The sequence below is a fragment of the Clostridium sp. genome (assembly GCF_051654825.1).
Classification (GTDB): Bacteria; Bacillota; Clostridia; order Clostridiales; family Clostridiaceae; genus Clostridium.
In genome coordinates, this window is sequence record NZ_JBOFYU010000166.1 from 1 (window position 1) to 14,038 (window position 14,038).

Annotated in this window: 7 protein-coding genes; 4 read left to right on the plus strand and 3 right to left on the minus strand. The window is 27.8% G+C overall.

Translation table 11 applies throughout. The annotated features are described in order from the left end of the window. Positions 1-178 precede the first annotated feature (178 nt). Complete coding sequence (locus tag ACRDBA_RS09870; protein WP_438572754.1) at positions 179-967, plus strand: hypothetical protein; 789 nt, start codon at positions 179-181, stop codon at positions 965-967. Between the two features lie 14 nt (positions 968-981). Then, complete coding sequence (locus ACRDBA_RS09875; protein WP_438572755.1) at positions 982-1,392, plus strand: hypothetical protein; 411 nt, start codon at positions 982-984, stop codon at positions 1,390-1,392. A gap of 185 nt (positions 1,393-1,577) precedes the next feature. On the opposite strand, the gene ACRDBA_RS09880 is transcribed toward ACRDBA_RS09875, so the two are convergent. The 3 genes from ACRDBA_RS09880 to ACRDBA_RS09890 all read right to left on the minus strand — a co-directional run bounded on the left by ACRDBA_RS09880 (position 1,578) and on the right by ACRDBA_RS09890 (position 7,458). After that, complete coding sequence (locus tag ACRDBA_RS09880; protein WP_438572756.1) at positions 1,578-2,636, minus strand: sensor histidine kinase; 1,059 nt, start codon at positions 2,634-2,636, stop codon at positions 1,578-1,580. Between the two features lie 867 nt (positions 2,637-3,503). Then, positions 3,504-6,755 (minus strand): ligand-binding sensor domain-containing protein, encoded by a 3,252-nt coding sequence (locus tag ACRDBA_RS09885; RefSeq protein ID WP_438572757.1) that lies wholly within the window; start codon positions 6,753-6,755, stop codon positions 3,504-3,506. A gap of 130 nt (positions 6,756-6,885) precedes the next feature. After that, the gene (locus ACRDBA_RS09890) at positions 6,886-7,458 is read right to left on the minus strand and encodes an ATP-dependent Clp protease proteolytic subunit (RefSeq protein WP_438572758.1); all 573 of its coding nucleotides are present in this window, start codon (positions 7,456-7,458) and stop codon (positions 6,886-6,888) included. A gap of 407 nt (positions 7,459-7,865) precedes the next feature. Between ACRDBA_RS09890 and ACRDBA_RS09895 the strand changes: the two genes are divergently transcribed. Both ACRDBA_RS09895 and ACRDBA_RS09900 read left to right on the plus strand, forming a co-directional pair. After that, positions 7,866-12,857, plus strand: a complete 4,992-nt coding sequence (locus tag ACRDBA_RS09895) for a glycosyl hydrolase family 95 catalytic domain-containing protein (protein ID WP_438572759.1) — start codon at positions 7,866-7,868, stop codon at positions 12,855-12,857. 432 nt (positions 12,858-13,289) lie between these two features. After that, positions 13,290-14,038 (plus strand): glycosyltransferase (locus tag ACRDBA_RS09900; RefSeq protein WP_438572760.1); only part of this gene is annotated, 749 nt, incomplete at its 3' end.

Here is a 14,038-nt window from a genome sequence, read left to right on the forward strand (position 1 = left end):
AATCAGAAAATATATGTTATTTTAAAAAAAAGCAATTATTTAGTTTGGACAAAAAAGCATATTCAGAAAGAGTAAATTTCAATGTTGTACCAGTTGATGGAGAGTTTGTTTATGAAGAAAATGAAATTTTATATTCATTAGTTTTATTATTAGAAATAATAAGATAGTAGGTGAGTTTATGTTTAATTTGTATTATGAAGAAAGAGTAAAAGAATTAATAATTAATAATGAAAAAAATAAAAATACTAAGATTAATCATTATGAATATATTATATTTAATAATTTTAAGAAAAAGGTTGATATTATAAATAGAGACTTTATATATAAATTAAAAATAATTGTGCCATCTCATCAACATAGGGTATATTTGATTAATAATTTTAATATAAGTGAAAAAGAAATAGATATTATATACTATCCACTTAAGAATAATGGAGTTAGATATGATTCAAATTTAAGTAGAATATATATATATAAAAAGTTATATATATATGATAAATATTTTATTGTAAGCTCCAAAATGGATGATAAGCGTATAATAAAAAAGATATTTGATCTAATTAATAAAGATGATGAATATGTAATAATTATACCATTGCTAGGAGTTCAGGTAAGAAACATAGATTCAGAAGTATTAAAAGAAATTGATTTATTATCATTAGAAGAAAAAATTTATTTTTTTAATATTGAGAGTTACAGTGATTTAATACATTTAATAAATACATGCCAAGCAGTAATTAATATTGATGATGGTAATGAGTTAGATATAGTTTTAATAGAAGCACTAAAATTAAGAAAAAAAATTATTTGTGAAGCAACAAATATAAATTATGAGATGTTAGAAAATTATCCTCAATATTATAATAAAGATATAAAGATTAAAGATATTTTAGATAAAGAGAATTTACCTATAGAAGAAATAGAATATATTTTAGATAAATTTTATGAAAGTAATATCGTGAGTTAAGAAGGTACAGTATTATGAGAGTAGAGGAATATGATGAATATTTAGTTTTTTTTAACGAAGAAAGTTTAGATAAGGAAATAGATTTTATTTTAGAAAGTAGAGTATATAAAGTAGTTAATTTAAATAAGAATATAAAATATTTAAATCAAATACATAGAGTTTCATTTTATAGTGATAGCAATATAGAATCTTACTCAAAGGATGTAGATAGGTATATTTATATTGTAAATAATAAAATTATTTTAAGATTAGAACTAGAATGCAGTAATAATATAATAAGTGAGTTGATAAATATTAATAAATGTGATTTACTTTTTTTAACAGAAGTTATAAGAGATATAAAAATTTATATAAATTCAATAGCTATCGAAGTTAATGAGTATGAAATAAAAAATATATCTATAATATATACATTATTTTATTAATATATATAATTTTATCATTAAACTGTAGCAAAAGCATTTTCATTCATTGGCAATGTAGCTGTGTGCTAATATAATAAAAAAAATTAGGAGCTTGCGTATTTTTGTAAGCTCCTTTAACTATATTTAAATACGTTTTCTGATTAAGCACCTAGAATATAGAAAATTAATATTGATTGTAATTTTAGTTAATAAATTATAGGTTCAATAGCATCTAATAAGATTATGTTAGTATTAAACTTTTCATTTGTTGCTTCCATAATAATATCTCCATTATATTTATGCACAATAGATTGGATTTGATTTAGCCCTATTCCATGTCCTTCTTCTTTTTTTATGGAGATAAACTTATTATTTCTCATTTTATGATTTTCCTTAGTTGAATTAGATAAATTAATTACTAAACAGTTTTTGATTATACTTAGTTTTAAAGTTATTTCTCTATAACTTTTTTCAACATATAAATTAGCTTCTATTGAATTATCTAATAAATTACCAAGTAAAGTACAAAGATCATAATCGCTTATAGAAATATTTTCTATAATACATGACTTTATATTTATTTTAATATTATGGTTATTGCATAGAGCAACCTTATTAAACAAAATAGCATCTATAGTTTCATTTTTAGTGTAAAAGTTATTAGATATTTCAAGAATTTTAAAGTTAAGAGCATTAATATAATTATTAGCTTCTTCAAGCTTATCTTCTTTATATAATGAATAAATAGTTTGAATATGGTTATTATAATCCTTTTTTAAAATATCAATATCAATTTTAGTCTTTTTAGATTCTTCATTATAAGTGTTTAAGGCTATAGTTGCATTAAGCTTATTTATTATAGAAACTTTTTCTGTATATTCTTTTAAATATGTAAAGTAAATAGTAAATGTAATTATGTTAAGAGCTAAGTAAATAATAGTGTAATCTATAAGAACCATAATGTTATGGGTTATACTCATATAAATTTTAAAGTTAAATACACCCATAAGGATGCTTGTACAACATAAAATAGTTAAGTTACATAATATTTTACTAGGAATAGTTAGATAATTAATATTAAATTTATAAAATTTTTTTAACATTAAAGACTTAGATATAGTATCTAAAATTAGTATTAAAAGCCATCTTTTATAAATAGGTATCTCATTAAAAATTACTGTATTTAATGAATTTACTAAAACAAAAACAAAAAGAGAAATTGACACAATAATATTGTTTATTGAAAATGAGGAAAATACCTTCATTCCTACAGAACCTTTTCTAAATACAAGTAAGTATAAAAAAGTAATGCCAATAGTTCCTAATGTTTGAAGCAATATTGGAATTTTAGTATTTCTAAGTAAAAGAAGAATTATAAAAGAAATAAAATAAAAAAGGTATTTTAAGATTTTATTCACAGGTTTTACCACTGTAATTTTATTACAAAAGGAAAAAATAAAATGCATTGTAAATAAAACATTTATAAAAAGTAAAATAAAAACTTTTAAAAAATTAGCGTCCATATTTATAAATTCTCCTATAAGGATTAGTTTTCTTTGATAAATATAATCTTTAGCAAATTGTAAATATTATTATAGTATAAATTCTAATATATGTATAATTATTTATCAATATTATTTTAAATACATTTTTCAACCCTATTTTAGAATAAAAATCCAAAAAAAAGATATATATACGAATTAATATACAAGTGATATTATGTTGCTAAAAAGAAAAAACCAATTTATAAAAAGATATAAATTGGTTTTTATAAATGACGAAATTTTTAGGAAGTTAAGGTAAAATACCTTTCAAATAAAACAAAACTATTCATATAATAATGACATAAAAATTAAAGAAGTTTTATACTTAGGTAGACCAAAGGAATAAATTTAAAAAGAGTTTATGGGAGTAGACGTATTTTAACGGATTAAATTAACTCCTTAGCTACCTTAAGTACAAGATAAATATACAATAAAAAACAGAAATTTAAGTAATTTATTAGCGAAACACTTAAATTTTTTCGTGAAATAATTTAAAAGACAATTTATTTAGAAGAATTACTTTTTTTATATGTAAAGTATAGAAAAAAGCTATTGCAGAAGCAGTAGCCTTTTTTAATAAGTTCACTATTATTTAAATTGTTTGACTGGTAGAGTTATTATGAATTCGCTGCCTATACCTTTTGTACTTTCAACCCAAATTTTACCCTTATGAAGCTCTATTAATTGCTTACTTAAGGTTAATCCTAATCCACTTCCACCATGTTCTTCAGAGGAGTAGGAGTATGCTTGTGAAAACCTATTAAATATAGATTCATGGAATTTGTCATCTATTCCAATACCAGTATCTTTAACAGAGATTTTTACATAGGTATCAAAATCCCAAATAGATACACGTATTGTTCCATTATTTGGTGTAAATTTCACAGCATTTGAGATTAAGTTTATTATAACTCTTTCTATTTCTAAATTATCACATTCAATTATTTTTTCTTCAATAAATGGATCTATTATTAGATTTATTTTATTATCTTCTATAAAATCCTTCATGGAAAGAGATACTTCTTCAACTAAGTAAACTATATCATGATTAGCTATATTTAATGTATAGTTACCTGATTCTATTTTTGAAGTATTGATTATATTATCTATTAAATTAACAAGTCTTGAACAGTTACCTTGAATTATTTTCATATAATGATTAATTCTTTCCTTAGGTATATGATCTTCATTATTATTATTTAATGTAGTAATAAGCTTTTGAGCTGAAGTAATTATATTTAATGGTGTCCTTAATTCATGAGAAAGATTTACAAAGTAATTATTCTTAAATTTTTCATGTTGAAGTAACTTCTTATATAAAATCTCATTATCCTTAAGATTTTTATCAAGTTCCATAGTTCTTTGCTTAACCATGCTATCTAATAAGTTAAATTTACTCCAAAGTAAATAAATTATTATTAGAGCTGTTAAAAAATATAAAATATATGCAGTAGGTGTTTTCCAAGGTGGACTTTGAATAATTATATCTATATTAGTAGGGGTACTCCATACACCATTAGAGGTTCTACCAGCTACTTGGAATGTATATATACCAGGAGCAAGATTTGTATAGTTTGCATTATTTCTTTGTTCTAAAAGATTCCATTCTTTATCAAAGCCAACAAGTTTATATGCATATTTAATATTTCTATTATCCTTAAAATCAGGAATAAAGAATTTGAAATTAATTTGATTATTCCTATGGCTTAAGGTTATAGTATCTTCAATTGTTAAATTACCTAAATTACTTGAAATTGATTCTATTTTTACACTTGTATTATGACTGGTGGTTTTTATTGTATCTGGCATAAATGTTGTTAAACCACAAGTACCACCAAAAAATAATTCTCCGCTTTTGCTTTTAAATGAAGAAAACTGATTAAACTCATTTCCTTGAATACCATCTGTACTATTAAAATTAGTAAATGTTTCTTCATTTATATCAAATCTAGATAATCCATAATTAGTACTTAGCCAAATAATATTTTCATCTTGAAATTGCAAGCTATAAATAAAGTTATTACTTAAGCCATTTTCTTCAGTGTATCGTATATGTTCATCACTTTCTTTATTATATTTAATTAATCCATAATCAGTAGCAAGCCATATATTTCCTTTATCATCAGAATCAATAGAAATTATTATATTATGCTGCTGAGTCTTTTCACTTGCAGAATTAATACTATTAAACATTTGCAAGTCATTAGTTTTTGGATTAAATGAAATTAAGCCATTTTCTATACCACTATACATCCAAAGAATTCCTTCATCATCTTCATGGATATCATTAAATGTTAGGTTTTTAACGCCTTTACTTTTAAAGAGGCTTGAATAATCAGTAAAGCTATCTGTTTTTCTATCAAATGAAGCTAAACCATCTCTAGTTCCTAGCCAAAGGATTCCTTTGCTATCAAAGAGTAATGTTCTAACATCATTAACAGGTAGTCCAGGTACACTTCTATATTGGATATGTGTATTAGTATCTTTTATAATTCTATCTACTCCATTTTCAGTAGCAATCCAAATTTCATTATCGATACCTTTAATTTCTCTAACAAGGTTATTGGCTATTTCAAAATCACCTTCATAATCGCTAGTATGATCAAATCTAGTTACAGTATTATTTTTTCTATTTATTATATTTAAACCATTATAGGTAGTTCCAACCCAGAGTAGTCCTTCATTATCTTCATAAATTCCAGTAATACTATTATCACTTAATGTATTACTATTAAATGGATCTGATTTATAATAATTAAAATGATTTTCTGGATTAAATAAGCTTACTCCATTAGGAGTTCCAATCCATATAGATCCAGTTATGTCTTCACATATAGATAATATATTATTACTTAATATACTAGTAGAATCATATTTGCTTGTTCTGTATGTAGTGAAGGTTTCATCCTTAGAATTAAATCTTGAAAAACCTTCATCTGTTCCAATCCATATATCTCCACGACTATCTTCATAAAGATCATTTATTAAACCACCTTGAAGCAATGTATCATCAGGATCCATTAGTTTATTATCTATAGGCGGAAAATGTTTAACCTCACCAGTAACAAGGTTAGCTCTAAATAGTCCACCATAATGAGTTCCTATCCAAAGATTTTTATTAACATCTACTAAAAGGCTTCTAATATGATTAACGCCTATATCATCTCTTTTAGAAAAATGTCTTTCTATAGTATTAGTATTTAAATCAATTCTATTAATTCCCACACGAGTACCAACCCATATGGTTCCAAATGGATCTTCAACTAGTGAATATATTTCTTGATTTGATAAAGAAATATTTTTATTAGTTGAATTAAAAAGTCTTATAAAATTATCAGATTTTTTATCATAAAGATTAAGTCCATCATCAGTACCTACTAAAATTTGACCTTTTTCAGTAACAAGTATTTTTCTAACCCTATAATGTGATAGTTTACAACCATCTTTATTTGGTACATAAGTTGAAATTTCATTAGTTTGAACATTTATTTTATTAAGTCCAACTGTAGTTCCTACCCATATATTGCCTTCGTTATCTTCTGTAATAGCAGTTATCTTATTTCCACTAATACTATTTTGGTAGTCGCCTTTGTTTCTGTAAACCTCAAAATTATGACCATTATATTTATTTAATCCATCATTTGTCCCAATCCATATATAGCCTGTACTATCTTGAAATATAACTCCAGCACTTCCTTGGGATAGACCATCATTATAAGTAATTCGACCAAAGTTTCTATTTTGTGTATCATTCAAGGCATACGTGACTTGAGCTGATATATTACTAAAAATAAATAGTAATATAAATATCTTTAACACCCATTTAAATTTTCTTCTCATTTTACCCATTCCCCATATAATTTAACATTTGTTTGAGTAAATTATACCATTTTATTGCAAGAAAATACATAAAAGCAAAAAAAATTAATGAATTTAAGGGATAATTTGTATTTTATTAGGGAAAATTAAATTATAAAAGCTCGTCATAGCTTGTAATTATTTTATTAACTAATCCATAAGTAACCGCATCGGTAGAACTTAACCAATAATTTCTATCAGTATCATGTTCTATTTTTTTCATAGATTGACCGGTAGCATCACTTATAATAGTATTTATTCTCTTACGAGTTTTCAACATTTCTTCAGCTTCTATTCCCATATCTGTTGCTTGACCTTTAAAGCCACCTAAAGGTTGGTGTATCATATATCTAGTATTAGGTAGAGAATATCTGTTTTCTTTTTTTGCTGCAAGATAAATAGTGATACCAGCACTTGCAACCCAGCCAGTTCCAATCATTATAACATCTGGTTTTATAAATTTAATCATATCGTGAATTGTGTCTCCAGCTTCAACGTGTCCACCTTGACTATTTATAAAAATCTTTATAGGATAATCACCAGATTCTTGAAGAACTAGAAGTTGCCTAGTAACTTTCTCAGCTAAATCTTGATTTATTTCTCCAGATATAATTATAGTTCTGGATCTTAATAATTTACCTTTAGATAAACTAGTAGGATTCTTTTTGATTTTTTTATTTTCCATATTAATGTTCTCCTTATTAATTAGCAATTAATTTATTGTTTATTTTAATAGTATTTATTTACTTAAATTAATATGAAGAGAAATCAATAGTATTTTAAAACTTAGAATAAAACTTAAATTATAAAAAGAAGTATTTAGTTATTGAAAGGCTAATACAATATTATGGTTATGTCAAATATATATACTTTTTAAAACTTAGTGAAATAAATTATTGTTATGTAAAATTTAGATAAAAAATTTCAATTTGTGCAGTTATTCAATTGACTATAATTACCATTATTGTTAATATATTTATGTAAAGTATGTATAAATATAGATAATTAAACAATATTTTACAGAGTAATTGAAGTTTTAATTATAATTTCAATTATAAAATCAAAAATAAATAAGGGAGGAGAGTTATTTAGATGAGAGGAAAAAGATTAGTTGCCTCAGTTGTAGCTGGTATGATGGCTATGTCAGTTAGCCAAACAGCATTAGCAACAGGGTTACAAAGAGACTTAACAGCTCAATCTGAAAACGATTTGAAGTTATGGTATACTAAGTCAGCTTCAATTGCTGGTAAGGGACTTAACGCAAATCAAGTATGGGAAGAATACACATTACCAATAGGTAATGGTAATCTTGGAGGAAATGTTTACGGTGATGTAGCAAGTGAACATATTTCCTTTAATGAAAAGACACTTTGGAGTGGGGGGCCAAGTTCAAAGCGTCCAAACTATAATGGAGGAAATAAAACTCATGGTAGTGATGGACGACCTATGAGTGAAATCCTTAAGGAAATTCAAGATTTATTTGCACTTCATACAGAAGAAGGAAATAGAAGAGCAAGCCAATTATGTAATGAATTAGTTGGTATAAGTGATGGATATGGTGCTTATCAAGCTTGGGGAGATGTCTATATAGATTTTAAAGACATAACTAACGAGCAAGTTGAAAACTACTATAGAGATCTTGATTTAACAGATTCTACTGCAGGAGTTAGCTTTACTAAAGGAGATACTACCTATAATAGAGAATTCTTTGCTAGTAATCCTGATAACGTTTTAGTTATTTATCTTTCCGCGGAAGGTTCAGAAGACCTAGACTTTGATGTTCGTTTCCCTTCAAAGCATGGAGCTACTCCAGTTGCGGAAGGAAATACAATTACAGTAGAAGGTGAAGTTTCAGATAACCAATTAAAATTTAACTCATCATTAAAGGTAGTTGTTCCAGAAGGAGAAGTTATTACTAATGGAGATAAGTTAACTATTAAGGATGCTGAAGAAGCGTATATTTATATTTCAGCAGCAACAGATTATAAAAATGATTATCCAGTTTATAGAACAGGTGAAACTGCAGAAAATCTTCATGATAGAGTAGAAGCTACAGTTGATGCTGCTATAGAAAAGGGATTTGATAAGGTAAGAGAAGATCATATAAGTGATTATAAAAATATCTTTGATAGAGTAAGTTTAGACATTGGACAAGAAGCTTCTTCAGTTCCAACAGATGAACTTTTAACAGAGTATAATAAAAAGAATAATAGTACTATTTCAGATGCTGAAAAGCTATCTTTAGAAGGGCTACTATTCCAATTTGGTAGATATTTAACTATATCTTCATCAAGAGAAGATTCACAGTTACCATCAAACCTTCAAGGTTTATGGAATAATAGGAATGATCCACCATGGAGTTCAGATTACCATATGAATGTAAATCTTCAAATGAACTACTGGCCAACTTATTCAACTAATATGGCTGAAACTGGTATTCCACTAGTAAACTATATTAATTCATTAAGAGAGCCAGGACGAGAAACAGCAAGAATTTATGCTGGTGTTGAAAGTGCTAAGGACCCTGTAACAGGTGAATACACTGAAGCTAATGGATTTATGGCTCACACTCAAAACACTCCATTTGGTTGGACAACTCCAGGTTGGAGCTTTGACTGGGGATGGTCTCCAGCTGCAGTGCCATGGATACTTCAAAACTGTTGGGAAATGTTTGAATATACTGGTGATGTAGAATATATGAAAACTGAACTTTACCCAATGATGAAGGAAGAAGTTAATTTATATGAAAATATGTTAATTTGGGACGAAGTTCAACAAAGAATGGTTTCATCTCCAACATATTCTCCAGAGCATGGACCAAGAACTGTTGGTAACACATATGAGCAAACACTTATATGGCAATTATATGATGATACTATAAAGGCTGCAGAAATATTAGGTGAAGATCCTGCACTTATAGCAGAATGGAAGGATACTCAATCTAAATTAGATCCAGTACAAATTGGTGATGATGGACAAATTAAAGAGTGGTATGAAGAAACAACTTTAGGAAGTATCCCATCAGAAGGATATGGACATAGACATTTATCACATTTATTAGGAGTGTTCCCAGGAGATTTAATTTCTGTTGAAACTCCAGAATTATTAGAAGCTGCTAAGGTTTCGTTAAGAAATAGAACTGACCAATCAACTGGTTGGGGAATGGGACAAAGAATTAATACATGGGCAAGAGTTGGAGAAGGAAACAAGGCTCACGAATTAATAACTAACCAATTAAAGAAAGTTGGAACAGGAATAGCTGGAGGAGGAGGAACATTCTCTAATCTTTGGTGTGCTCATCCACCTTTCCAAATCGATGGTAACTTTGGTGCAACTTCAGGTATAGCTGAAATGTTAATGCAAAGTAACGTTGGTTATATTAACTTCTTACCTGCATTACCAGATGCATGGCCAGAAGGAGAAGTTCAAGGATTATTAGCTCGTGGAAACTTTGAAGTAGGGGCTAAATGGTCAAATGGAAGTGCTGATGAATTAACGGTTACTTCAAAAGATGGTGGAGAATGCGTTGTTAAATATGAAAATTTAAGTTTTGCTAATGTAAAAGATTCAAAAGGAAAGAACGTTGATTATAAGGTTATAGATGGAGATAAGATTTCTTTCGAAACTAAGGTAGGGGAAACTTATATTATAAATCAAATTCCTAAAAAGGAAGTTAAAGAAGAAGCTCCAACAGGCTTAGCTGCAGAAAGACTAGAAAGCACTTATGTAGACTTAGCTTGGAATGAAGTAGCTGGAAAAGATGTAACTTATAATGTTTACCGCCAAATAAATAAGGGAGACCTTATAAAGGTTGCTAAAAATATAGAAGCTAATGAATTTAGAGATTTAGATGCTAAAGATATATTAGGAACATTTAATTATATGGTTTCAGCAGTAGTTGATGGAAAAGAAACTAAGTTAAGTACACCAGTACAAGTTAAAGACTTACGTAATATGGCTGGATTTATTGATGATCAAGATCCTCGTGTAACTTATGTTGGTGGATGGGGTAACTGGAGCGAAGCAGTTAACCATGCAGGAACAATTAAGTTCTTAGAAAACCCAACTGGTACTGAAACAGCTACATTAACATTTGTAGGAACTGGTATTGAAGTTCTTACATGTAAGGCTGCAGATAGAGGTAAGCTTGAAATTTCAATAGATGGTAAAGTAATAGAAGAAGTTGATACTTACAGCCCATCAGTTGTAAGAAAATCTACTATATTCTCAAAAACTGATTTAGAATATGGTAAGCACACAATTACTGTAAGAGCTACTAATACTAAATCACCAAGTGCTTCAAAAACTAAGGTTGAGCTTGATGCATTTAAGGTATTAGATACAACAGTAGCTAAGCCACAATCAGTAAATGTGGGAACTAAATCAGGAATTACTACTGTTGCAGTTCCAAATACTACTTTAGAAATGAAGGCAGAAGTTTTACCAACTAATGCAACTAATAAGGAAGTAACTTGGTCTGTAAGTGATACAAATATTGCTACTATAGATCAAAATGGAGTATTAACTACTAAGGCTAGTAATGGAATTGTAAGAGTAACAGCTACAGCTAAGGATAATGCAGCAGCTGTAGGCTATGTAGATATTAAGGTTGCAATTCCAACTAATAATATAGAAGAAAAAATCGTTGAAGATGGATTCTTAAATGGAACTAAAAATCCAGAAATAACATGGGGTGGAAGCTGGTCAACTTGGGCCGGTGAAGCTGATAGACACCATGGTGGAACTAAAACAGAAGCTACTACAGGAGCTACTATAACTTATGATTTCATAGGAACTGGAATAGAAGTTTATGCTCAAAAACATGCAAACTTCTCAAGCTTTGATATAGAAATAGATGGTGTATCAAAAGGAAACTTCTCCTTAGCTGGAAGTGGAAGTGGTGATGACCAACAATTAGTTGCTGAGTTTAAGGACTTAGAAAATACTAACCATACTATCAAAATGATAGCTGTTGATCGTGATGGAAAGAGACAAGTTAATTTAGATTACTTTAAAGTAATTAAACCTATTGAAGGTGAATTAGTTGATAAAACTCAATTACAAGCTCTAATTTTAGAAGAAGCTAAAAAAGCAGAAGCAAACTATACAAGAGAAACTTGGGTTAACTTTAAAGCTGCTTATGATGAAGCTGTAAAAGTTATGAATAATGATGAAGCTACTTCAGAAGAAATTATGAGTGTAATTTCAAATCTTATGAGTGCATCAGAAGCTTTAGTTTCTCAAGAAGCTGAAGGACCATTTATACCATCAGGAGCTAATGTAGATGCAATTGGAATAGAAAGCAAGACTGCAGTTCTTACTTGGCCACTTATTGAAGGTGCTGTTAAGTATGAAGTTTATAATGTAACTACTGGAGATGCAGTGAAGGTAGGAGAAACTACTACTAATAACTTTAGATTATTAGATTTAACTGAAAATACTGTTTATAGATTCCTTGTAAAAGCAGTAAATGAAGCAGGAAAATCTTCCGAGTTTGGAGTTTGTGGTGTACAAACTTTAGAAGGTGATGATACAGAAGCTCCATCTAATGTAGAAGGATTAAATGTTTCAGTTTTAAACCAAACTACTGCAAAGGTTACTTGGAATGAAGCGACTGACAATAAGGGAGTTTCAGGATATAAGGTCTATTTAAATGGTGAATTACAAGGTGAAACTAAGACACCAGAATTTACACTTAATGAACTAACTGTAGGAAATGAATATACTGTTAAGGTTGTTGCAATAGATGAAGCTGGAAATACTTCAGCTATACCAGCAGGAGCTAAATTTACAATTGAAAGTGAAGAAGCTGAAATAATAGTTTCTAAGATTCAAAACTTAAAAGCAAGTGCTACTACAAACAATGTTTCATTAATATGGGATGCACCAGCATCAACTGTAGGATTAGTAGAATATATTGTTTATAAAGATGGTAAAGTATATGGAACAGTTAAAGCAGGAAATACTTCTATAGAAATACCAGAGTTAAAATCTAATACAATTTATGGATTTAAGGTAATTGCTAAATTCTCAAATAATGAAGAATCTAAGCCAGTATCTATAAATGTAAGAACTCAAAAATAACATTTTATAAGAAATATAGGATGTACACTTTGTTAAATACCTTAAATACACACTATAAATTATAATAAAGAAAAGGGGATTCATTTAGGTGAATTCCTTTTTCTTATGACCTTTTATATGGCCTTTTATATGGCCTTTTATGTCTTAAGGTAGATACATATTAAATAATGTAAATAATAAATTATCATGTCATTAAGACAGTTAAGGGAATTTCAGATGAAAATAGAAGATTAACTGGATATAAATTAATAATAAATGGAGTATTAAAGCAAACTCTTGAATATACTGCTAATGATGCACTCCAATCAGTTCATTCTGCTTAATTTGAAAGAAGGTTATCTGATGCATCTAATCTTTGCTAATTAAATATTAGACTAAAGGTCTAAAATCAGGGGGAATCATTAGATTTAAGGTTAGCCTTGATTTAAATTTATGAAAGAGGTGATTAATATTTCTAAGACTTTAAGTGTATGTATCATAAGCAAAAATGAAGAAAAAAACATAGCTAAGTGTATAAACTCTGTAAAAAATGTAGCTGAAGAAATAATAGTTGTAGATACAGGTTCTACAGATAATACAGTGAAGATTGCCGAAGATTTAGGAGTTAAGGTTATAAAATATACTTGGAAAAATGATTTTAGTGATGCAAGAAATAAATCTATAGATAATGCAACTAAAGATTGGATATTATTTTTAGATTGTGATGAAGAACTTCCAGAGGCTGAAGGTAAAAGGTTAAAAGCATTAATAAATGAGGATAAATTACATGAAGCTTACTATTTAAGGCTAGTAAATATAATAGGTGGCACTAGAGTAAGTGATGCAATAGTACTTAGGGTATTTAAGAATAAACCTGAATATAGATTTCAAGGAAAGATGCACGAGCAAATTATCACTTCAATTCAAAATGCAAATGGGATAGAGTCAGTAGGAGAAACCCCAATTCAAATATTACACTATGGATATGATCCAGAAGTTTCAGATACAAACAAAAAGAGCAAGAGAAATCTAGAAATATTATTAAGTTATGATGAGAAAGATAAAGATGGATATTACTATTACGTGTTAGGAAATGAATATGCAAGAGTATCTGATTATGATGAAGCTCTTAAATATTACTATTGTTCTTTAAAGATAGCTAACGTAAAAAAGTTTAGATATATATATTATCCATATTTAGT

What these genes read in the sequence shown, in the direction of transcription:
- ACRDBA_RS09870 (WP_438572754.1), top strand. Translation starts at nt 179, where the DNA reads ATGTTTAATTTGTATTATGAAGAAAGAGTAAAAGAATTAATAATTAAT.
- ACRDBA_RS09895 (WP_438572759.1), top strand. Translation starts at nt 7,866, where the DNA reads ATGAGAGGAAAAAGATTAGTTGCCTCAGTTGTAGCTGGTATGATGGCT.
- ACRDBA_RS09875 (WP_438572755.1), top strand. Translation starts at nt 982, where the DNA reads ATGAGAGTAGAGGAATATGATGAATATTTAGTTTTTTTTAACGAAGAA.
- ACRDBA_RS09885 (WP_438572757.1), bottom strand. Translation starts at nt 6,755, where the DNA reads ATGAGAAGAAAATTTAAATGGGTGTTAAAGATATTTATATTACTATTT.
- ACRDBA_RS09890 (WP_438572758.1), bottom strand. Translation starts at nt 7,458, where the DNA reads ATGGAAAATAAAAAAATCAAAAAGAATCCTACTAGTTTATCTAAAGGT.
- ACRDBA_RS09880 (WP_438572756.1), bottom strand. Translation starts at nt 2,636, where the DNA reads ATGAAGGTATTTTCCTCATTTTCAATAAACAATATTATTGTGTCAATT.